23 protein-coding genes are annotated in these 23,029 nt (G+C 40.1%); 20 read left to right on the plus strand and 3 right to left on the minus strand.

Going from position 1 to position 23,029, the window contains the following annotated elements:
* Positions 1-34 precede the first annotated feature (34 nt).
* The 12 genes from CDG61_RS08315 to CDG61_RS08370 all read left to right on the plus strand — a co-directional run bounded on the left by CDG61_RS08315 (position 35) and on the right by CDG61_RS08370 (position 13,308).
* The gene (locus tag CDG61_RS08315) at positions 35-2,962 is read left to right on the plus strand and encodes a tape measure protein (protein WP_087550119.1); all 2,928 of its coding nucleotides are present in this window, start codon (positions 35-37) and stop codon (positions 2,960-2,962) included.
* A 251-nt stretch (positions 2,963-3,213) separates the two neighbouring features.
* Complete coding sequence (locus tag CDG61_RS08320) at positions 3,214-3,711, plus strand: hypothetical protein (protein WP_147387779.1); 498 nt, start codon at positions 3,214-3,216, stop codon at positions 3,709-3,711.
* Positions 3,712-3,780: 69 nt separating this feature from the next.
* Positions 3,781-4,269, plus strand: coding sequence for a hypothetical protein (locus CDG61_RS08325; RefSeq protein WP_087514330.1), 489 nt, complete (start codon positions 3,781-3,783; stop codon positions 4,267-4,269).
* Positions 4,257-4,754 (plus strand): DUF1833 family protein, encoded by a 498-nt coding sequence (locus CDG61_RS08330; protein ID WP_087550118.1) that lies wholly within the window; start codon positions 4,257-4,259, stop codon positions 4,752-4,754. Before CDG61_RS08325 ends, CDG61_RS08330 begins: the two co-directional genes overlap by 13 nt.
* The gene (locus CDG61_RS08335) at positions 4,754-5,146 is read left to right on the plus strand and encodes a hypothetical protein (protein ID WP_087550117.1); all 393 of its coding nucleotides are present in this window, start codon (positions 4,754-4,756) and stop codon (positions 5,144-5,146) included. Before CDG61_RS08330 ends, CDG61_RS08335 begins: the two co-directional genes overlap by 1 nt.
* Positions 5,103-7,910 (plus strand): host specificity factor TipJ family phage tail protein, encoded by a 2,808-nt coding sequence (locus CDG61_RS08340; protein WP_087550116.1) that lies wholly within the window; start codon positions 5,103-5,105, stop codon positions 7,908-7,910. Before CDG61_RS08335 ends, CDG61_RS08340 begins: the two co-directional genes overlap by 44 nt.
* Before the next feature lie 51 nt (positions 7,911-7,961).
* Positions 7,962-9,698 (plus strand): SGNH/GDSL hydrolase family protein, encoded by a 1,737-nt coding sequence (locus tag CDG61_RS08345; protein ID WP_087550115.1) that lies wholly within the window; start codon positions 7,962-7,964, stop codon positions 9,696-9,698.
* Positions 9,699-10,442 carry a hypothetical protein gene (locus CDG61_RS08350; RefSeq protein WP_087550114.1) on the plus strand — a complete coding sequence of 248 codons (744 nt, stop codon included), beginning with the start codon at positions 9,699-9,701 and terminating at the stop codon, positions 10,440-10,442.
* 71 nt (positions 10,443-10,513) lie between these two features.
* Positions 10,514-10,900: a hypothetical protein gene (locus CDG61_RS08355; RefSeq protein ID WP_087550113.1), complete on the plus strand. Its 387-nt coding sequence runs from the start codon at positions 10,514-10,516 to the stop codon at positions 10,898-10,900.
* Positions 10,901-11,331: 431 nt separating this feature from the next.
* Positions 11,332-11,529, plus strand: coding sequence for a hypothetical protein (locus CDG61_RS08360; RefSeq protein WP_087550112.1), 198 nt, complete (start codon positions 11,332-11,334; stop codon positions 11,527-11,529).
* Positions 11,530-11,606: 77 nt separating this feature from the next.
* Positions 11,607-12,194: an N-acetylmuramidase family protein gene (locus CDG61_RS08365; protein ID WP_087550111.1), complete on the plus strand. Its 588-nt coding sequence runs from the start codon at positions 11,607-11,609 to the stop codon at positions 12,192-12,194.
* 598 nt (positions 12,195-12,792) lie between these two features.
* Positions 12,793-13,308, plus strand: a complete 516-nt coding sequence (locus CDG61_RS08370) for a hypothetical protein (protein WP_087550110.1) — start codon at positions 12,793-12,795, stop codon at positions 13,306-13,308.
* A 70-nt stretch (positions 13,309-13,378) separates the two neighbouring features.
* Here CDG61_RS08370 and CDG61_RS08375 read toward each other — a convergent pair whose 3' ends face one another.
* On the minus strand, positions 13,379-13,612 hold the full coding sequence (locus tag CDG61_RS08375) for a DUF2171 domain-containing protein (RefSeq protein ID WP_087514236.1): 234 nt from the start codon (positions 13,610-13,612) through the stop codon (positions 13,379-13,381).
* Positions 13,613-13,892: 280 nt separating this feature from the next.
* On the opposite strand from CDG61_RS08375, the gene CDG61_RS08380 reads away from it, so the two are divergent.
* Positions 13,893-14,174 carry a type II toxin-antitoxin system RelE/ParE family toxin gene (locus tag CDG61_RS08380; protein WP_087550109.1) on the plus strand — a complete coding sequence of 94 codons (282 nt, stop codon included), beginning with the start codon at positions 13,893-13,895 and terminating at the stop codon, positions 14,172-14,174.
* Positions 14,175-14,198: 24 nt separating this feature from the next.
* Complete coding sequence (locus CDG61_RS08385) at positions 14,199-14,483, plus strand: HigA family addiction module antitoxin (RefSeq protein ID WP_087550108.1); 285 nt, start codon at positions 14,199-14,201, stop codon at positions 14,481-14,483.
* A 20-nt stretch (positions 14,484-14,503) separates the two neighbouring features.
* Here CDG61_RS08385 and CDG61_RS08390 read toward each other — a convergent pair whose 3' ends face one another.
* On the minus strand, positions 14,504-14,677 hold the full coding sequence (locus CDG61_RS08390) for an excalibur calcium-binding domain-containing protein (RefSeq protein WP_087550107.1): 174 nt from the start codon (positions 14,675-14,677) through the stop codon (positions 14,504-14,506).
* A 150-nt stretch (positions 14,678-14,827) separates the two neighbouring features.
* Between CDG61_RS08390 and CDG61_RS08395 the strand changes: the two genes are divergently transcribed.
* From CDG61_RS08395 to CDG61_RS08405, 3 genes are read left to right on the plus strand one after another with little or no spacing between them, the layout of a single operon-like run.
* Entirely contained in the window at positions 14,828-16,018 is a 1,191-nt protein-coding gene (locus CDG61_RS08395) for a DNA adenine methylase (protein WP_171405585.1), read from the plus strand.
* A 3-nt stretch (positions 16,019-16,021) separates the two neighbouring features.
* Entirely contained in the window at positions 16,022-17,779 is a 1,758-nt protein-coding gene (locus CDG61_RS08400) for an AAA family ATPase (RefSeq protein ID WP_087550105.1), read from the plus strand.
* Positions 17,766-18,584: an HNH endonuclease gene (locus tag CDG61_RS08405; RefSeq protein WP_087550104.1), complete on the plus strand. Its 819-nt coding sequence runs from the start codon at positions 17,766-17,768 to the stop codon at positions 18,582-18,584. The genes CDG61_RS08400 and CDG61_RS08405 overlap by 14 nt, the downstream gene beginning before the upstream one ends.
* A 64-nt stretch (positions 18,585-18,648) precedes the next feature.
* Here the strand turns inward: CDG61_RS08405 and CDG61_RS17805 are convergent, their stop codons facing one another.
* Positions 18,649-19,170 (minus strand): Arc family DNA-binding protein, encoded by a 522-nt coding sequence (locus CDG61_RS17805; RefSeq protein WP_228199629.1) that lies wholly within the window; start codon positions 19,168-19,170, stop codon positions 18,649-18,651.
* A gap of 139 nt (positions 19,171-19,309) precedes the next feature.
* On the opposite strand from CDG61_RS17805, the gene CDG61_RS08415 reads away from it, so the two are divergent.
* The 3 genes from CDG61_RS08415 (at position 19,310) to fumC (ending at position 22,892) form a co-directional block, all read left to right on the plus strand.
* Positions 19,310-20,125 carry a Bro-N domain-containing protein gene (locus CDG61_RS08415; RefSeq protein WP_087550103.1) on the plus strand — a complete coding sequence of 272 codons (816 nt, stop codon included), beginning with the start codon at positions 19,310-19,312 and terminating at the stop codon, positions 20,123-20,125.
* Between the two features lie 243 nt (positions 20,126-20,368).
* Positions 20,369-21,376, plus strand: coding sequence for an NAD-dependent epimerase/dehydratase family protein (locus CDG61_RS08420; RefSeq protein WP_087550102.1), 1,008 nt, complete (start codon positions 20,369-20,371; stop codon positions 21,374-21,376).
* Between the two features lie 121 nt (positions 21,377-21,497).
* On the plus strand, positions 21,498-22,892 hold the full coding sequence (gene fumC, locus CDG61_RS08425) for a class II fumarate hydratase (RefSeq protein ID WP_087550101.1): 1,395 nt from the start codon (positions 21,498-21,500) through the stop codon (positions 22,890-22,892).
* Positions 22,893-23,029 lie beyond the last annotated feature (137 nt).

A 23,029-nucleotide genomic window follows, 5' to 3' on the forward strand; every position in this document is an offset into this window, starting at 1 on the left:
CTCTCAGGCGGTTTTTTTATGCCTGGAGGTTTATGTGAGCAGCAAACTGGGAACATTAACACTGGATCTGATTGCTCGGATTGGCCAGTTCACTGAACCACTGGACAGAGCAGAGAAAAAGGTAAAATCATCTGCTTCAAAAATTGGGCAAGGATTTTCAGATTTAGGCAATCTGGCACAGAAAGCAGTACCAATGGTAGCTGGACTCGCGGGGACGATTGCTGGTGTAGCAGCCTCATATATCACGTTGGATAAAGTGATGGGTGCTCAGCGGGCTTATGATGTTCAGATTGCGGGGCTGGAAACGGCAACGAAGTCTGCTGAGAATGCTAGAACTGCTTATGCTGCACTTTCACAGTTTGCCAAAGAAACGCCATACAGTATGGATCAGGCAGTTGAAGGCTTTACCAAACTGGTCAATTTGGGACTGACCCCATCAGAGCGGGCGTTAAGATCATACGGAAATACTGCAGCTGCAATGGGTAAAGACCTGATGCAGTTTATTGAAGCTGTAGCGGATGCTTCCACTGGAGAGTTTGAACGACTGAAAGAATTTGGTGTTAAGGCAAGTAAACAGAGCGAAGACGTTGCTTTTACCTTTCAGGGAACAACCACTACTGTAAAAAACAGTGCGGATTCAATTGAAGAGTACCTGATGAAAATCGGGGAAAATGAATTTGCAGGTTCAATGGCCAAACGGATGGATTCTCTGGATGGTTCCATTGCCAATATGGAAGACAGCTGGAAAGATCTGTACCTTGCGATTTCAAGCGCAGGTGTGGGCGAATTAATGAGGGATGGGGTTGATCTTGCCAGTGATGGAATACAGGGCCTCACAGCATTGATATCTTCTGGTGCAATTGAAGCAGGGCTGGCAGGATTTGGTGTGGCATTCAGTATCTTTGGTGGTGATGCCCGTTCTGAAATGAAAAGTATTGCAGATTCATTCGGACTTACTTCAGATTTTCTGGTAGAAAAATGGCGAGCCACTATTGCAGAACTGAATGCACTTGGAAACACCTGGACTACGCTCAGATCATGGGTACAGAAAGCCAGTGTTTCTGTTGCTGCAGGTGTGGACATGATTTCGGATCCGTTTAATAAAAGATCCTCAAATGCTTCCAAACAGATGGCATGGGAAGACTCTATGAGGGCAATTGATGCTGAAACGATTGCCCGTACAGATGCCATTACAAAAGGCTTTGGTGCAGCGGAGAAAAAATATAACGAATTTATCGCTACTCAGAAAAAAGGCAACACCAGTGCTGAAGATGCTTTAGCACGTTATAAAATTCAGGCTAAATCGGGAGCAGCTGTTGCGACTGCAGGTGTGGCAAAAACCAACAGAGAGCTTGAGAAACAGAAAAAGCTGCTTGATGGTCTGGGAAATGGACTGGTCTCCAATTCACATTTACGTGGTTTGAATATCAAATCATCTGAATCTGTGGGCGGTGGTCAGATCAGAGGCTATACCGCTGAATTTGCACAACTAGCGAATTCTGCACTGGGCAATTCACTCAACCGTTTTACCGCTTTCAATGATCGTTATCACAAGGGAACAAACAGCAGGCATGCTACTGGTAATGCATTTGACTTTACACTGAAGAATGCCAAAGAAGCTGAAAGCGCTGTCAAAGTCCTTGAGGATGTTGCGAGACGCTACGGGTATTCAGTCAAAATACTGAATGAGTATAAGGATCCATCGAAACGGGCTACAGGTGGCCATCTTCATGTTTCAGTACTTGGGAAAAGTACAAAACTGGCATGGAAAGACGTTCAGGGTGAAGTGGAACTGATTGGTAAAGGCAATGATGAAATGTTGCGCCTGGCTGAAGACCTGAATAAACGTCGGAACAGTATTTACAGGATGTATGCCACGGATCTTCAGAAAATTGAACTGGATAACTCAGAGGCAATCAGGGAGATTGAAGAAGCATATAGCGTAGATGATACCAGCCGGCAGAAATACCTTGAACTGCAAAAGGCTGTGTATCAGCAAGACCTGGAAGAGTTCAGAAAAGTTCAGTTGCAGAAGCAGTTTGAACAACTTAATGCTGTGCAGAGCATGAATGCTCAGATTCAGGGTCTTTCTGGGAATTCGGAAGACATTATGGCTAAGGCCAGCATGTCGCCGCAGGACTTTGCTGAATGGAGTCTGGCGAGAGACAGGAGTAAAGCACAGCTTGACTTGCAGAACAGTAGAACATCGGTTGAACAGAACATTATGACCAATGATGTCTACACTTCAGATGACGAACGTTATGCAGCACTTTTACAAGCACATGAAGAATATCTGACTCAGAAAAATGCACTTGATGTTCAGTATGAGCAGAATCTGCAGGATGTAAGGGATCAATCCCAGGCTGCCACTTTAGCGGGCTATGGTGCAATGTTTGGGATGATGGGTTCATTACTGGAGAGTTATGGAGAAAAATCATCAGCCTCCTACAGACTTGCCTTTGCACTTCAGAAAGGTTTTGTTTTCTCAAGTGCCTTACTGAATGCAAAAGGGGCTGTGCTTGCTGCATGGAATGATCCATCCAATGTCACTTTACTGCAGAAAATTGGAGCTGCAGCTGCAACGGTCATACAGACCAATGATCTGATGTCAGCGATTCAGGGAGTTGCACTGACAGGTATGGCACATGATGGTATTGCGAATGTACCCAAAGAAGGCACCTGGTTGCTCGATGGAGGTGAACGTGTACTGAATCCACAACAGAACAAGGATCTGACCAGCTATCTTGCGAATAAAAGGCCTGATGGTGTGAATATTAATATCAACGTCCCTCAGGGTTACACCGCAGAACAGTCGCATGGAAGTGACGGTTCAGTGACTATTGATATTGTGCAGAAGGTGGCTCAACAGGAAGCAAAGCAGTCATGGATTCAACTGAGTAATCCAAACTCATTTGAAAGTAAGCAACTGAGAGCAAATACAACAGCAGGAGTAAGACGGTGAGTTTCTGAACCAGGGAAGAAAATAATTGCAGTCAGATCTGAACCCGATATGTATATCAGGATCAGATCTGACTCAAAAAATATTAATAAAAAGTATAATGTTAAACATGTCACGAAATTGATATTTTGTGTGAAATTTACTGGTACTTTAAAATGAAAAAAATATTATTTTTAACAATGATTATCTGTCTTTGTGGATGTACTGAGAACACTACAGGTTTGCAAAAAAAAGTAATCAATACGGGGTATGAGATGTGCAGTAGCCGTCTGAATACCTCCATGCAGACTGCTCATATCAATAATGTTGCTGTGTATGTTGGGAGACCGACGATTGATAATGTTTATAAAATATTTGGTGATCAGATCATTGAAGATGGCAAGATTATGGAAACAGTGATCAATAATGGAAGTCGATTCAGGGAAATGCTGATCGTAATCAACTATGGTATGAACAAAAATAAAGATAATGATCTGACAGGAAAGTATAAATGCAGGTATTTATATAGACTTAATAACGATCACAGATCTCCTGAACTGAAGGATGTATACCTGTACGGTACTATGGATAATGGTAAAGATAATGTACTGAATGAATATGTACGGATGGTTGATGCTGGTCAGCCCAGCTTTACACTTGGTATGAAAGCCAGCATAAACATGATGGATGGAGACAGTAAGTATGATGTGCGTGATGAAAAGCTGTATACGGCTCTTACCCGCTATCATAAAGCGAAACAGGAAATGTACTGAACAGTATCAGTCGATTTCACGAATTTAAAAGCAGACCTCCTTCGGGAGGTTTTTTAATGGGTCAGAATTATGGATAAATTCATGCTGTGTCCACTCCAGTCGGGATATGGTTTTGTACCAGGTGATAGGTTGCTTGAACAGCAGTTACTGGGTGGAATGCCCAGGCAGATGGGTACTTTTATAGGATCCGTACACAGAGTGACGGCTTCTGTGCTTTGTAGAACATCCCTTGAAAGAGATTATCTGTGGGCATTCTGGCGTAAAAAACAACGTGAACCTGAAAACTGGCTCTGGGCAATCCAGACAGATGCCTATGCGCTGGAAGAACACGAATGTCGTTTCGCCGTGGGTTCGCCACCGGTTGAACAGACCAGAAGCGGAAAGATTGTGCAGTATGGATTTCAGATCTGGGTGAAGCCATTGCACAGACCTGCGGATATTGACGATATGATTATTGATTACTGGAATTCAGGTATGAACCCTCAGGCTAAACTCCTGCTGGAGAAACTGGCGAATGAGTCTGTACCTGGAACAGTGAGGGGCATATGGCAGAACTGAATGAATTTTATCTTGATGCTTCTCCATCGGCTGTCATGCTGGAATGTGTTGAAATCAGCCACAGCTTATGGAGTCAGCCTTTAAGGTATGTACTGAATCATACGGACGGTGTAACTGTAATCCATGAAAATGGTGAGTCTGCTTTCTATACATTCATGCCCCTGCAGATCAAAAAAGGCGGTGCTGCAAATGATCTGGATCAGTCCATATCAGTGACCGTGGGTGATCTTGGGGAGCATGTACCCAGTCTGCTGAAAATGCTTGAAGATGCAGACAGTCGTGAACGTCCTGTGCTGATCTACAGAGCATATTCTTCAGAGGATCTGAATGATCCACTATGGGTGATCAATGGTCTGTTTGTGGATGATGAAAGCAGTGATTATCAGGGAACGACGTTCAGGGCAGCCACATCCAAAGCCAATTCAAATGGTACCGGCATGCGTTACACCGTGGATGAATTTCCAAGTTTAAAGGCATTCTTCTGATGAAAAGTATAGATGTGCTGCTCGACAGGCAGTATGACGCAGAGACTTATCATTGTGTCCATTTTGTGATTGAAGCAGCTGAGTATCTTTTTACCCAGAATTATTCAGACAGTTTTGTAGGGCTGACAGGTAATCTTCATGAGTCTTTACGGACTTCACGGCATACTGCAACCCATAACAGAAAGGTATCTGTTCCCATCAATGGTTCAATTGTACTGATGACCAATGCAAAGGGCAGATCTCATGTGGGTCTGTTTTATCAGGGCTGTGTCCTGCATCTGACAGAGCTGGGTGTGCATTTTCTGCCGGTGATTTCAGTGAGAAAATTTTATAAACGGATCCGATATTATGAGCCGACTGCGTATCATCACCAATCCGCTGGATGCGAATGACGGCATCCTGCATGTCAGATCAGACAATGTTCTGAAAGTATTTGAAGAAGTCAGAAAGAAATATCCGCAAGCGCGGATTTTTTTACGCCCTGCATGTCAGCAGAATGATGTGACACCTGCAAATCATGTGGATGGAGCAGGTCTTCAGATGCTGTCTACACAGCATGATTTTGATATTGTCTGCTGTGCAGGTGAACCTGCAACGATTCTGGCTGTAGTCTCGCTGGTACTGTCCGTAGGTATGGCGGTTCATACCTATATGAATATGCCTGAAACACCTCAGCTGAATCAGAAGTCAGGCAATAATGAGCTGTCCAACCGTATGAACCGTGAAAGGATCAATGCACGTGTGCCGGATATCTTTGGAAAAGTGAAATCAATACCTGATCTGATTGCTCCTCCTGTTCTTTACTATCGGGAAGATGGGACAGAGATAGAGGAATGCCTGATGTGTATCGGGCGTGGAGCATTTGAGATTTCAGATATCAGAGATGGAGAGACTTATGGTGCGACCATTGATGGGTTTGCGGCTTCGGTTTACAGTCCCGGACAGTCGCTGACAGGTGTACCTCAGGTACAGATAGGACAGGGATTCAGCCAGGCACCACTGGTGGCTAAGAAATCTTCAGCAGTAACAGGACAGACCATGGAAGCATGGTCACAGCCGGTTATTGATACCGCTGTGGAAGGAACCATGTATCCTCAGTGGCCAAACAGACTCTACCTGGTCGGGGGCGGACTGAATGCAAAATTTACAGTGGGTGAATCCGTCATTGTGGATGCAGAGCCACTGCTGAGTAAGGATGAAGTCCTTTCTGGGCATTCAGCTGTTAAGAAAACAGGAATACTGACAGTTACGGTATCTAACGATATTCCGGATGCAGTAAATTTCAGAAAAATTCAGATCAATACTTTACTGGTGGATGATGCTGTGAACGGCATGATTGATCTTGCGGGTCTTTATGATGTTGAAAGTATTTCACAGGATGGTGCTGCTTATGAGGTTGTTCTTAAAGATTATGAAGACATCAATCCGAACTGGCTCAGACTCAGCAGTGACAGTCATGCCACGATATCATCCCTGCTTACAGCCAATACGGCTTCAATCAATATTACAGGGACTTATCCGACCATACTGAATGTGACTTCTGAATATCTGGTGCTCAGTATTCCCTCAGCTTTACAGCCTGAATGGGATAAACTTCAGGGAAGACATATTACAGAAGCCGTGATTGAGCTTTCAAAACCCACGGATAACTGGCTCGGATGGTTTTATATCAACCATGATGAAATTGATCAGCTGATTCTTAATTTTTATTTCCCTAAAGGGATGTATTCAGTCGGGACTAACGGCAAAAACTACAGCTATAACGTGGTTTATGCAGTGGAGTATCAGGAAACTGATGTGACAGGTGCTCCGGTCGGACAGGTATATGAACATCACTTTACCAGCTGGGATCTCAAAACATACGGATTCGGGCTTTCACAGATTTTTGCTCTGCCTGCTGCATTTGTTCATGGTGTCCGTATCAGAGTCAGAAAAGGTGGTGATGTCTGGGTGTCCAGTAAGACTTCAAGAGTGAATGATCTGAAGCTGAAATCCATCTATGCCTGTTCCCGCTTAAAGAAACTGAACTACCCTGAAGTTACACTGATCCGTTCAAGAACCGTTGCCACGGATGGTGCTCTTTCAGTGAAGGAAAGACAGCTGAACTGTACGGCTGCCCGTAAGGTTCACAGTTATGCAGATGGAAGTAAGTCACCGACGGCTCATGCTTCATCAGACTTTGCAGATATTGTGTGTTCACTTCATACGGATAAGCTGATCGGTCGGAGAGAAATAACAACACTCGATACGGTCGGCCTGTATGAAACCTCAAGGCAGATTGCAGAATATTTTGGGACGGACAAGGCGACTGAATTTAACTATACCTTTGACCAGAGCAATACTTCTTATGAAGAAACCCTTGCTCAGATCGCGTTATGTGTCGGATCCTCAGCTCGCCGTGAAAGTGATCAGATCTACCTGCAGTTTGAATCTGAAAATCCAGACTCCTGTATTCTGTTCAACCACAGGAATAAAAAACCTTATTCAGAGACACGGACCAGGAACTTTGGAATCAACCGTGATTTTGATGGTGTGGAAGTGGTATGGGTGGATCCTGCTGACAACTGGACTGAAAAACGTCTGAAGCTGCCCAGTGATCTGATTTCAAATCCCAAAAAAGTTGAACTGAAAGGTGTAACCAACCACCTGCAGGCGCATTTCATCGCACACCGGACATGGAACAGAATTCAGTTTCATCGAAAGACTGTGCAGTTTACGGCATACGGTGAAGCTGATCTGGTTACCCTGAATGACCGGATTTCTGTTGCAGACGACCGTATAGCTCAGGTGATTTCAAATGGTGATATTACTGAGTGGTCAGGACAGCAGATCAGGATATCTCAGCCTGCACGTCTTGATGCAGATCTTCAGTATGTCATTCACCTGCAGCTGGTGAACAGATCTGTTGAAACCATGCGCGTAACACAGGGTAACAGTGAGTTTGAGCTGGTGCTTGAACGAATGCCTGTCATGCCATTAATCACAGGATATGGGTGCTCAAAGTATTCGGTCACACTGAAATCAGAAAATAACAGTGAAGCTTTTCTGATTACTGAAAAGAGTTCATCCGGGCAGTTTGAGAGTCAGATTACCGCAATCAACTATGACAGTCGTTATTACGCAAATGATAAGGACTATATCAAAAATCTTGTTTAAAACAGGCTTAACCATACACCCGCATTCAGCGGGTTTTTTTATGGGTGGAATATGACAAACGAAATCGTAAAAACGGTGCAGGAAACAATCCAGGACTGCCAGCATATTCAGAGTTTCAATAATGATGAAGATACTGAAAAAGTGATCACCTCCAGGCTTGGCCGTCAGTCACTGACCATGGCTGGATATATCCGTCTGCTGATGGACACAGGTGGTTTTGAACCGTTTCAGACGGAAGTCGCACTGAAAGCCTCCAGACCTACAGTAGCCAAGAAAGCGGCTAAAGCAATGGATACCAGCAAAATCTGGTACTGGAATGGAACAGTATGGACAGATACGGGGCTGAGTGAGTTTGATAAGGCGGTATCCAGAGCTCAGGAGCTGGATGATGAAGTGATAATTGCAGCATCGGCAGAAGCAGACCAGAAAGCTGCGACCGCTGTAATCAATGCCAATAAATATACGGATAACCGCGTTGGGACATCAGTTTCAAGCCGCATTATTCCATTGGCTGTGGATGCTGAAGGATATATTCCTGTATGGCTTGAAGAAGGTGCTCTGGATTTTGCTGACAGTGTTGTTATTGGAAAAGCATCCTCAGGTTCACTTGTGCCCATGGCTGTGGATCGGGATGGAAATATTCCGGTATGGATTAAAGATGGCAAACTGGGTTTTGCAGGGCTGTCTGATGAAGCGGTCGAGCTGCTGAACAGACGCTATCTTCAGACAAAATATCTGACCAGTGTCGTCAGTCTCAGACCTATCGTATCAGATGGAACATCACTGTTTCAGTGGAAAGCCAAAGCAGCAAAAATTAAAACCGGTGCAGCTCAGCAGCTCCGGGTGGCCATTACTGGTGACAGCTGGACAGAGCACAGTGTGATTACAGGTGAACTGATCAAACTGCTGAGAGCTGAATATGGTGAAGCAGGTTCAGGCTGGATCAATCTGGGAGCTGAACGGAATATGCTGGATGGCATCACAATCACTTATTCCAGCGGATGGATCATTAACGATATGGACAATGGTGCAGCTGCATTTCCCTATGGCTGTGGTCCTGATGGATTTACTCGAACCAGCAGTACAGCAGGCTCAAAAATTACACTTGGAAATCTGAGTAAAGGAAATGAGCTGAGTGTGTTTTTTGGAAATACGGGTGGTGTGTTCAGTTATTCAGTCAATGGATCCGCTGAGACTGAGGTTACAGTGGATGCTGCACAGAGACTGATGATTAACCTGTCCGGGACTTCATCCGTGGTACTGACCGTGAAAAGTGGTGAAATCTGTTTCTGGGGTATGCACATGCGGAAAACTACAGGGGCAGGTGTCGAAGTCAATAAGCTGGGTAACGGGAACTGTACTGGTCGTGATTATCTGAAAATTTCACCCGGTGCTCAGGCCAATTTATCAGAATTTATTGGTGCTGATGTAGTCATTATCATGCTGGGTACAAATGACTACAGGCGAGGGCATTCAACTGCTGATTTCGCCAATGGTATTGCCCGGATCATCAATGGGTACCGAAGTGCATCACCCGGCTGTGCCTGCATTGTCGTTGCACCGGCACAGTCCAATGTGGCCACACCACCAATACCCCTCGTGGATTTCACTGAAATGGTCTTTCTTTTAGCACCACAGATCAGAGCGGAGTACTACAACATGTATGACGACTGGGCAGGCTTTGAATCTGAAAACGCACAGGGTCAGTGGAATGACAACCTGCATGTCAGCCAGGCAGGCGCATACCGCCTTGCAAAGAAAATATATAAATCATTTCTGGAGCTTTAAATGAACGGTTATCTGAAAATTAATGCAGTACTGCCATCGGGTCCCCAGTACAAACGGCTGACAGATCTCATGCTTTTACCCTCGCTGGTTAAGGATGGACTCGCTGCCGGCTATGCCCTGAAAGATCATGGTGCATATAATTTTGCAACGGGTCTGTATTCTGAAATGATGGGATCGCCGGTGCAGGGACAACATGGACTTAAGTTCAATCAGACAAACTATATAAACACAGGAATACTGAAGCCGGAAAGCTTTACCTTTCTGGTTGTTGCTCAGAAAACTCCAGGGATGGGCTTTCTGATGGGAGACTTCGTTGATAAAACCCAGGCAGCAGATGGCAAGGAGCATGGAACCACGATGTCATCCCGTGGAGATGTATATGCAGGTGTTCCTGGTGGTGTTGGACTGGCATTCGGTCAGCAGAGTACCAACGTTAACGGTGAATATGTACTGCTTGTATATTCAGCAACGAAAAACAGTGCCACATCCTACAGTCAGGAATATGCCAATCTGCAGGGAGGTCGGGATATTTTTCTTTCAAGGGCAATTCCTGACCTCGTGAATATTACAGACAATCCAGTTGGAGTCGGCTATTCAGTGAAGTCATCACCACTGGGCTGGGTTGCAGATACCGATGTGGTTTATGCCTGCCTGTACAGCAAAGGTTTCACTAAAGCGGAACTTGAAACATGGGCAGCACAGATACGTTCTGAACTGATGCAGCTCAAAGGTATTCAGATCTGAAGTGTTTCAGATTCCAGAGCATCCGAAAGGGTGCTTTTTTATTGCTGAAAATAAAATACAGGGGGAGTTTTATGGAACCGGTTTCTACAAGTGGGGTGGCAGCATTTCTGAAATTTTACGGGATGCTGATTGTTACGACACTGGCAATAGCCATGGTTGCAACTGTTGTGCTGATGATGCGTTTTCCAAGATCACCGCAGGAATGGGCAGTGGGTCTGATCTGTACGGTGGTTTCAAGTCTGACAGGTGGAGCTTTCATTATCGTCAGATGGGGACTGCATGAATGGATTACCGATATATGGGGAGTGATCGCTCTGGGCGGTTTCTTTTTTGTCTGTGGACTACCAGGCTGGGCAATTGTCAGGTGGACGTTCAATTTTATTGACGGTCAGGAAGGCAGAACGATTATTGATGTCGTGAAAGAGCTGAAAAAAGCAAAAGATGATTTTAAAAACTGACAAAGAAAAGCCTCGATGCGGCAAACATCAAGGCTTTTTAAACCCATCAAGGAGCTTATGAAAGTGTCTATAGAAAAATACGGATTGTGGCAAACGATACTGGCTTTCTTAATACTGTTTTCAATACCGGTTTTAATCTGGAAATTGCCTGAAATTATTGCTGCTATTAAAGCCTGAACTGACACGTGGAAGCTGACTCCTTCTTTGCTTTTGAGTTACCTGATCTGCAAAAACATAAAGGACAGTTTTTAATTGTCTTTAACAAATGTAAGGCGGAATGAATGCTGAATTTGTTAATGGCTAAATGAATAAGAGCGGTGTGATTAAATAGCACACAGTTAATATTGTGATTTAATTCACTTTAAAGTGTTGATTAGCTGGTTTGTTATCAATATAATGCGCAAACTTTGTTATGTATTAAGGATTTTGAGATGGACACAATTTTATGGGATGAAGAAAATACTTTTCCTGAGAAGATTGAGTCTTTTAAGAAGTTCTTAAATAAATACTTGATTTCAGTGAACAGTGCAGATATTCTCGAAAACAAGCCATTCAATTATGATGCTGAAAATGATGAGTTTTTAAACTCGGATATTCAGGAATATTATGAGTTGTGGCAGATGGCTTAGTGCCTATGTAACCAAATTCCAGATTCAAAGTTTATACCGCCTTCCAGGCGGTTTTTTTATGCCTGAAGGAAAGTAAAATGAACAAAAAACTGACTGTGGGACAGATAGCAGCACAGGCTGCTGAGCTTGGTATTGAAGTTGCTGTTTTACGCGCCGTGATAGAAGTGGAATGCAAGGGTTCGGGTTTTAATGTTGATGGTACACCTGTCATTTTGTTTGAGCGACATGTCATGCGTCAGCGTTTGATTGCCAGTAAGCAGACAGAGATACTGAATGAAATGATAGTTAAACGCCCTGATCTGTGTAGCAAAACATCGGGTGGTTATGGACTGTATTCGGCTCAGCATGGACGTTTAAATGCAGCAGCTCAATACCACCGGACTTCAGCACTTGAATCAGCCAGCTGGGGCATTGGTCAGGTGATGGGCTATCACTGGGCGGTGCTTGGATATCAATCGCTTCAGACATTCATTAATGCAATGTATAAAGACGAAGCTTCACAGCTTGAAGCCATGTGTCGATATATCAAAGTGAATAATCTGATCAATGCTCTGAAGAGTAAGGACTGGAAATCCTTTGCACGTGGCTATAACGGGATTGCATATGCAAAGAACAGTTATGATATAAAGCTGGAAAATGCTTACAAAAAATGGGAAATAAAGTGATAAAAGTACCCAGATTCTTTTTTTATCGGGCTGATTTTTTGGAAGATAGAGCATGTGCTGCAAGGCTTTGAATATTTGAATACCCCAATTAGGGTATATTAAAATTTATTTAATAATGTACCGTATTGAATTATGAATGAAAATTCAGAATTATTATTTTTTTAAGAGGGTACTAAAATGAAAATTCTAAAATACATTACTGCAATAATTATTTATTCATTATTTTTCAGTTCATCACAGGCTATGGCTGAATCTCCTAAAACGGCAATTGCTGTTTGTTGGTTGTCCGATTCAGGGAGATATTATTGTGATGGACCAACACAAAGGACATCAAGTTCCTATGACACGGTATCGGAAGCCCTAAGCTTATCGGGTTGCAGTCAAGGTAGAACTGTACAATCCAATTTTCTGACTCACCGTTCTTTAGGACGACTTTATGCTAAGGTCTATAGTTGTAATTTTATGCTGAGGGAAGGAAGTACAGCTTCGTATACATCGAATAGAGATGTTCGTGGATGGTGGGATGGAATTACTTTTTAATGCATTAAAAGTCATTAATTTCATAATTTATTATCAATTAACTTCAGGATAACAATATATGAAAATATTATCTGCAATGTTGATTGTTGGAATGATTACTGCTTCAGCCAGTGTGTATGCTGAAACAAAACAGCAATTCAGTACTATCGAAGATGCTCAAAAGTATCTCGTAGAGAAACAGAAGCGTTATGATCTCAATGGGTTTATTGGCAATAAAAACGCAACAATTGTAGAGTTTTCAAGCCAGGGTTGTCTTACCAAATATCTTCAGATTGGTAGCAGTGTAAGTTACAGTGGTCATAAGATTGACCTGAGACAAGAAGTTGTAATTGATTGGAGTAAAGCTCGAAAGTTAAATAAAGGTTTTACTAATGACAGTTCCAGTGGATTAAGAATTATTGCGATTGGTAATGTTTTTTATACGCAATATGTCAAACTGGTCAGAGGATGGAACCCCCAAGAAAATGGAAGTGTTGTAGTTTTCAGCTTTAATAGTGATTTGGATGATAAATCAGTTTTAAAGACAATTGAGGCAATGAATTTCATCCAGTCAAAATGTTCAAAACAGGCATAGATCCTGATTAGAACGTATGCAGTCTTCTTATACATGATTCAAAGAAGCCCTCTCCAGAGGGCTTCATTATTTAAATTTGTACCCAGGTATCTTTAACTTCCTGTGAATCTTTGTTGAGTACAATTTTACTGTCAGTGATTTCACCAACCCATGAAACAGGGATCAGGTGGTGATGTCCATCCCCATGCTTTGTCAGCTTAATTTGATCTGTACCTTGCATGTGGTCGACTTCACCGACTTTGGTGCCACAGGAAGCGATAACATCTGCATGGCTCTTAATATTTTCAACATTAATAGTAGTCATTGGATTACTGTCCTATTTAAATGTGATTGAATATTCAGCCTATAGGAAAACATAATTGATATCTGAGTTTGCAATAGAAGGGCTACAAAGACGATAGGATTCTTACGCTCTTACATAGTTTTATTACATTGTAGTATTTAGACATAAGACGAAAGGGCTGAGCTACTCAGATACTAATTTCTCTTTTTCTTTGCATTCCTACACGGTAAGGATTTTTATAGACATATTTTGCCTTGTTGTGTATATTGTATATATACGCTATACATGTGGATGCTGAAGCTTGATTAAGAGTTTTAAACATAAAGGTCTTCAGGCTTTTTTCCAGACAGGCACAACAGCAGGTATTCAGGCCGCACATTCTTCCAAATTGCGTTTAATACTTGCCGCATTACATGCAGCGTCTACAGTGAATGATTTAAGAACACCCCCGAATTGGCGTTTACATAAATTAAGCGGCAATCTGCAGGATCAATGGTCACTGACTGTAAATGGTAATTGGCGGGTAATTTTTAAATTTGAGGATGGTGATGTCTACATTGTGGATTATTTGGATTATCACTAAGTTTTCAGTTCAGGAGTTATGATCATGAATATGATGTTTAATGCACCCCACCCAGGCGAAATGTTGCGGGAATATATTGGTGAAACTCCAGTGACTGAGGCTGCTCAAGCGTTGGGTGTGACCCGGGCAAATCTGTCCCGTATTCTAAATGGTCATACTGGCATTTCGGCTGATATGGCACTTCGTTTAAGTGCGGCTTTGGAAACTTCACCTGAGTTCTGGTTGAATTTGCAGATGCAGCATGATTTATGGAACGCAAGTCAGCGTCAGAGACCAGTCATTAAGAAATTGGTTCAAGATTTTGTATAAATAGAGCGCCGTGTGGTGCTTTATTTCCTCTTTTTAGGGCACTTCTTCCCATTTCCACCTGGCAGACAATCACATGCCTGACCATCGCCATCGCGGTCTAAACTTTTCCAGCCCGTCTGTCCTGAATTTTTCCTTTGTTCATACCACTTCTGAGCCTGCTGCTGTGTAGAGAAGTCAGCACATTTTTTACACAAACCTGAATGAAGTGAACTTCAAAACGGATAGGGGGAAAATTAATTTCTTATTTTTTGATCAAGCTATAACGTGAGGTTTAGATATTAAAAAGATACTATGCTAACATGCCAAGTAGACGCACAATCCAAGTTCTTTTGTTAGGTTTCTTTATGCAGTTAGCTCATACATTTCAAAGAGAAGATGTACCGCCTCATTTGATAAAATACATGGGCTCTAAGGCTAATATTATTGATTTTATTGTAGATAATATTAATAAAATCAATTGTGATGGAAGTCGAAAAGTATACGATTTATTTGCAGGTACATGTATCGTGTCCGCGCACTTGAATCGCAGCTATGAAGTGGTAATTAATGATGTACAAGAGTACTCTACAGTACTTGGAAAGTCATATCTAAAAAAAGTAAAAAAAAATGATATTAATGTTGATATATTTGTAGAGCAAGTAGAACAATATGTCGCTTTTTTTAAGAAAAAGTACGATGTAGATTTTTGTTATGGGGCAAATATTAGTCGAGATGATTATTTGGAAATTGAACAATCAGAGAGACAGTTATTATTAAAAAAATTTAATAAGAAAGATAATCACTTATTTGTACAAAATTACTCTGGAACATATTGGTCATTCCAGCAATGTTTGTATATTGATTCTATATATCGTATTGCTCAGCAATATCGTTCTACTACAGTATATGAGTTGATTTTAAGTTCTTTAATGTTTGCAATGTCGTATTCTTCACCCAGTACTGGGCATTTTGCTCAGTATAGGGATGTAAAAGATGATAAAAATTTTAAAGATATCCTTTTATATAGAGTTAAATCAGTTATTGAGTTATTTTTATCAAAGTTGAATCAGCTACTTAACTATAATCGTGCAGATAATAAACCATTCGAAAGTTTTACATTGTCTTTTGATGAGTTGTTAGAGAAATCTGATGAAAATTCAATAATATATGCTGATCCTCCTTATGGCAGTGTGCATTATTCACGTTTTTATCATGTGTTGGAAACTTTAGTTAAGTACGACTACCCTGAGGTCAAGTTTAAGGGGAGATATAGACAAGATCGTCATCAATCACCTTTTTGTAAAAAAAGTGAGGCTAGCAATGCTTTTGAAAAAATGTTCTCTTTAATTAAAGAGAAAGGTTCAGCTATGGTATTGAGCTACAGTGATGCAGGTGTTATAGAGTTAAACAGTTTATTGGCTCTTGCACAAAACACTTTTGGAGAATCTTATGATGTAAGTATTCAGACTATGGAATATTTACATAGCAGGCTTGGTCGAACTGGTGGGAAAAATATCAATGTCAATGAAATATTGATTATTGCTAATAAGGTATGATCTATGAGGTATGATATTACTAGATTAAAAACGTCTTGGACGAAATATGATATTGTTCAGACTTTAGATTTACTTTTCGACAAAGATACTCTTATTTCTTATATAGAGGCTGCTAAAGCAGGGACTCCAAAAATTAACACTCCTATTTTAAAGGCATTTTTAGGAGTTGAAAATTTAGATATTGAAGCTTTGCCTTTCTATTGGTTTGAAATTTTAAAATACCCCAAAGAAAAAAAGTTATTTGGATTGTTCTCTCTGATACTCACGCATCATGAAGTAATAGATGTTTTTAAAAAATCCTCATCTTTAAATATGATGGGTAATTTTAGTTTTGAACGGACAACAAAACAGAATACTAATATTCGCAGTTGTTTAGTTGAGTCGGAGGCAGCTAAGCCAATTTTTAGAAGAGAAAAAGAAGTCCCTTATGATTTTTCTACTATTCTATTAAATAAGAAGGTTGGTGCATTATTTAAAGAATTATTAATGGATCGGTTAAATATAATTTCATTAACTACTGAAGTGACCGAAGACAATTACTATAATTTAGTTGAGGAGCTTGAGCTCTATAAATGTTTTTGTTGTGATAATGAGGTATTTAGAAATTGGCTTGAAGAATCATCATTTTCTATAAATAATAAAAATGTAAATTTTCCACATCTAAAGGAAGTTAAAATAAATCAATTTTACTCTATTGAGGAAGAGATTGAGCTTGATTTTGAAGAATCGAAAGAGATTTATTTTGTTGGTGAGAATGGTGATGGTAAGTCCTTGATATTAATGGCGATGTATTTGACATTTAATAAGGACTATATTTTTGATCATACTGATCAAGAAAAAACAGGAAAAATTAGAGATATAATTAATGATAACCAAAAATTAATTTTATCTGGAAAAGATACAAATGGAAATTCAAAGCATTTAATTAATTTCTTTACCTATGGAACTCATCGTGGCAGATTTTCAGCAGAAAATTATGAACAATATGGGTTCATGTCTTTATTTGATTCTAATGAAACTTTAATTAGTCCTGAACAATGGATAAAAGATCAAGCATTACTAAATATGAATAATGCTGGTGTTAGTATTGAATTTATTAAACAGACCTTGTTTGAACTTCTTGATAAAACAGTAAATATTGAATTGAAAGAAACCGAGCTATTTTTTGAAGAAAAAAATAAAAAAGGGCTAAAGTTTGATCAACTTTCTGAAGGGTTCAAAAGTATTACAATTTTTGTTGTTGATCTATTGTTCAGATTGCAAAAGATATCTGGTGATAACAGCGATATTTTTCAAACTTCAGCAATCGTTGTTGTTGATGAAATAGACTTACATTTGCATCCAAAATGGAAACAAACAATAGTATCAAAGCTGAGATCAATCTTTAAAAATATTCAATTTATTTTTACTACGCATAGCCCAACTATTATTCAAGGTGCATCTGATGATGCAATTATTTTTAGAGTTTTTAGAAATGATGATGGCGTAACTCGTATTACTGATAAGTATTATCGTAAAGATTTAAATAATATGATGTTAAATACTTTAGTAACTTCATCATTATTCGATTTGGAGTCTGCTAGACTAGATCAAGATAATAATAATGCTGATACTAGTGAAAATTTTTTAATGTCAAAAATTTACGAAAGAGTTTGTCTGGAACTTGAAGAAAGTAAAAAAGATAGAAAGTTTATGAGTGATGATGAGATTGATTTTTTAATCGATAATGTTTTGAGTAAATATCAAAATGATGAAAGTTAAAAAAGACTTAGACAAAATTCCTCCTTCGTTAAACTCTCAACTAGATAGTTTGGTTAGCCATGATCGAACAAAAGCGAGAACAACTCATAAAAGAAGGTTGGAATTAATAAGTTTTAAAAATTATAAAGATGAAAGTCTATACAATGATAGATATAAAATTCAAGATATAAAAAATGCTTTAAATTTAATTTATTATGGAAAGTGTGCTTATTGCGAGTCTAATGAAGAGTTATTACATGTTGAACACTATAGGCCAAAAAAAATATACTATTGGTTAGCGTATAGTTGGGATAATCTATTATATGCTTGTTTTTTTTGTAATACTGGAAAGAATAAAAGTTTCAGTATAGAGAGTTCTGTTAAAGCTGCTTTTAAACCTAGTGCAAAAAAAATATTGTCTATAAATAATTTATCATATATTTACGATAAGTTTGAAAATCCTAAAATTATTAATGTTGAAAATTTTGATCCATATCCATATTTAGAATTTTTTCATAATGGAAAAATTCGAGCAAATCATCCTAGAGTTAGACATACGATTAATATTTGTAATCTTAATAGAGTAAAATTAAAAGATAAAAGAAGAACAATTATAGATGACTTTAAAAAAGAGGTAACTATTGCTTTTAGAGAAAAAAATAAAAGTAGACGTGCTGCAAAACTGGAGCAGGTTATTGAGAGTTTTGTCATTAAACTCCAAGAACCTGAAAGAAATTTCTTAGCATTACGAAAATATCTTATTGATAAAAAAGTTATATATGAAATCATCAAAACGATAAGAAGCCAATCTACACAAGTTGAGTAGATTTTCATATTTATTGGAATGTTTTGTATTATTTATCTATTACTAAGATGAAATCTAACGAAAGTCAGTTTTCTTCACTTTTTCTATACAAATTTTCCATATATTTATCAGTGATATGATCTTCTACTGTCAACCACCCAAGACTTCCTTCACCATTATCAACTACATCAATATGATTATCGCCTTTGTAGACTAGAACATCTTTACCTAAAAACTTTAATGAATTCCAAAAAGAAGAATCACTTAAGACCTCAAGAGCAAGATGAATATCGTCACGAAGTTGATCAAGTTCTTGTGTGTAATCTAAGCTAAGATTATTGACAAGCTTGCCGTAAATAACACGCTTCTTACCATTTTTTAAATGAAGAATTTTTACATCGGAACGTGCAGGTACGGAACTATCCTTCTTTAAAAAACTATCCTCTAATCTTGCAATAATATCTGCATTCATCGATCGATTATGTTCTTTTGCTGATTCAACGATCTTATCTTTAAGATCTTGCGTCATACGCATTTTGTATTCAACATCTGCTAGGTTTTTACCCATATCTATTTCACTTGCAAAATATCGATTTATTAAAATCATAATAATATCCCTAGTAGGGATTGACAATAGGGTGTGATAATAATAAATTTAAAACATCCCTAGCAGGGATATAAAAACGCCCCGAATAATCTTGGCGGATCACGGGGCGAGTTACCAATCATTTTCGAGAATAATTGATATGAACAGTCTATCATTTAATGCAATGCAATTTCATCCAATTCAGCGTAATGATGATCAAATTTGGATTACATCCTCTGATCTTGCTCGCGCTTTAGGATATGCACGTGAAGATTCAGTTTCACGTATTTATGACCGTAAGGCAGATGAATTTACTTCTGATATGACATTGACCGTCAAATTGACGGTCAATGGAATTAATGAAAGTGTACGTGAAAAAGAAACACGTATCTTTTCTTTACGTGGGGCTCATTTGATCGCCATGTTTGCGAAAACACCAATAGCTAAAGAGTTCCGCAAATGGGTACTCGATGTCCTGGAAAATGAAATACAGCATCAGAATATCGGCACTCGGGTAAAGATCAACGCAGGACAGCAGGCGGAACTGAAGGAAATTGTTGATCGACGGTGCAGGGGTATCATCAGTCTCCGAACAGAATTATGGAGCAGACATAACAGACATTTCCGTATACCACGTTACAGTGAACTCTTGGCCATACATTTTCAGGATGCGGTGGACTACCTTGAAACCATGGAGCTTAAAAGTGGAACGGGCATAGTCATAGAGGACAATCAGTCACTCCGTATACTGTGTACCCATTCAAAGCTGTTTATGACGTGGTGGAGAACACACAGCCCGGCACTGGGGAAACTGAATCCTCAGCTTGTATACATGCTCAATGACAATATGTTCTATATGTCCTGCGCCATAGATGACCTGTGTAAAAAGTACGCCATAGAGCTGCCGGCTTATGACTACCAGCGTATGTTCCTGCTGGAGACAGAATCAGATAAAAGATTCAGATTGATCGGATAAGAAAAGACCGCCTGAAAGGGCGGTTTTTTTATCGTTAAAGAAAATACAGTTGATCACCATAATTGCTACATACTCAATATTCTAAAGCTGTAAGATAATAGGTAAAACCTCTTAGTGGTTCGTCTGCTCACAAGAGAGTTTCAGCTGGGTTTGAGGTTTCTGAAATCAGACTGAATAACTGTGAGCACCAAATCTGCACCATGAAGATATAAGGTTCTGATAATCAATTGGAGATTCTAAACAATGATTTTAGTGACTGGTGGTTTAGGCTTTATAGGCTCACATATTGCTTTAAGTCTGATGGCTCAGGGTCAGGAAGTCATTATTGTTGATAATTTGTCCAATTCAAGTCTGCAGACTCTTGAAAGGCTTGAATATATTTCTGGTCTGTATATTCCTTTTGTCAAAATTGATGTCAGAAATACGCCGGCATTAAATAAAGTCTTTGAGCAGTATTCAATCCAGGCGGTCATACATGCTGCCAGTTTTAAGTCACTTGAAGAGTCGGTTCAGAAACCACTTGAATATTATAATGATAATGTCAGTTGTATCATGAGCCTGCTCCGCGCCATGCAGCGTACTGGAACCCGTAACCTGCTGCATATTTCAAGTCTTGTTGTTTATGGGCAATCCAGTCTGGAGTTGACGGAAGCGACTGAATTCAATTATCGGTTCCAGAATCCCTATGTGAAGTCGCAGCAGATGGTTGAAACCATTATTCAGGATACTTACAGTACAGACGATGAGTGGAATGTTGCCATTTTAAGACCTGGTAATATCGCGGGTGCATTTGAACATGGTGTACTGGGTGAGTTTGTTACACCATTACCTAAAAATATTGTTCCTCTTGCAATGCAGGTGGCTTCAACACAGCGCGACTTCATAGAACTGCACAAGCATGCGCAGACAGAAGATAAAACAGCGGAGCGCAGCTTTCTACATGTCCTTGATTTCTGTGACGCAGTATCTAAAACATTACAGTGGTTAAGCATGCAGCATCATGCATGTGAAGCTTTTGATATTTATGGTGATCATATTTCCATTTTGAAATTGCTGAACTTAATTGGTGAAACGACACATACAGAAATACATACAGTGGATGTTGAAAGCTGTGAATATCCTGTACTGGATCAGATTGGAAGTGTATCCACCAAAGCACACGATGTCCTCCAGTGGCAAAAAGTCCGATCCTTAAAACAAATGATTGAAGATGAATGGCGGTTTTATCAGCAGTCATTAAGGTCATACTGATTTTGGGTTTTAATGAAAATAATTATCATTTACTTAATGGCTTGAATTGATTAGTATCAATGCAGCCATAGCAGATCAATTGCGCTTAGCCAGTCTATTCTGAACATACAAGAGGTTTCAAATGCAGACACGTATTGAACATGACACGATGGGTAATGTGGAAGTTCCATCAGAAGCAATGTGGGGCGCACAGACTCAGCGCAGTTTGCAGAATTTTAAAATTGGCGGTGAGCGATTGCCACGTGCAATGATCCGTGGCATGGGGCTTGTAAAAAAAGCTGCAGCAATTACCAATGCTGAGCTTCAGCAGATTCCTGAGGAACTGTCAGGTTATATTATAGGTGCAGCTGATGAGGTTATTTCAGGTCAGTGGGATGCACAGTTTCCATTAGTGGTCTGGCAGACTGGTTCTGGTACGCAAAGTAACATGAACTGTAATGAAGTGATTGCCAATATTGCCAACCAGAAACTGGGGAATCCGCTGGGTTCACAGAAACCCGTACATCCAAATGATCATGTTAACCGTGCTCAGTCCACCAATGACTCTTTCCCGACGGCTATTCATGTCGCTGCAAGCCTTCAGATCAATGAACTTCTGATTCCTGCTGTTCAGAGATTAAGAGATACACTGAATGCAAAATCAGAAGAATTTTCAGAAATTGTTAAAATTGGTCGTACACATTTACAGGATGCTACGCCATTAACGCTTGGACAGGAATTCAGTGGTTATGTTTCTCAGCTGGATCATGGGCTGAAACGTCTTCAGCAGGCACTGGCAGGATTATATGAATTACCTTTAGGTGGTACAGCTGTCGGGACAGGACTGAATTCACATCCTGATTATGCAGAAAAGGCAGCTGTTCAGCTTGGCAGTCTGACGGGTCTTCCATTTGTAACTGCACCCAATAAGTTCGAAGCACTGGCTGGACGTGATGCCGCCGTGTTTGCGTCGGGTGCGTTAAAAACCCTGGCTGCCAGTCTGAATAAAATCGCCAATGATGTTCGATGGCTTGCGAGTGGTCCTCGTTGTGGTTTTGGTGAAATCAGTATTCCTGAAAATGAGCCAGGCTCCAGTATTATGCCAGGTAAAGTGAATCCGACTCAGAGTGAAGCGATGACCATGGTTGTTGCTCAGGTCATGGGGAATGACACCACCATCAATATAGCGGGTGCATCCGGTAATTTTGAGCTGAATGTTTTTATGCCCGTCATTGCATTTAACCTCTTACAGTCCATTCAGTTGCTTGGAGATGCCTGTAACAGCTTCAATGATCACTGTGCTGTTGGTATTGAACCTGTACGTGAAAAAATTGATTACTTCCTGCATAACTCTCTGATGCTGGTTACAGCGCTGAATCCTGTGATTGGTTATGAAAATGCAGCAAAAGTCGCTAAGACCGCTTATAAAGAAGGTAAGACTTTGAAACAGGTTGCTGTTGAACAGAACCTGGTGACAGAGGAGCAGTTTGATGCAGTTGTTAAACCTGAGGACATGATTGCTCCAAATGTAAAATAAGTCGCAAGTTGCTTACATTCAGTACAGCTCAGAAAATGAGTCTGTACTGAACATAAAAACTGATATAAAACCTGTTGTTTTTTTATGTAGCAGTTCACGGGAGCAGTATGCGGCCTGATGGATTGGTAGCTCATTGG

The sequence above is a fragment of the Acinetobacter sp. WCHAc010052 genome (assembly GCF_002165295.2).
Classification (GTDB): Bacteria; Pseudomonadota; Gammaproteobacteria; order Pseudomonadales; family Moraxellaceae; genus Acinetobacter; species Acinetobacter chinensis.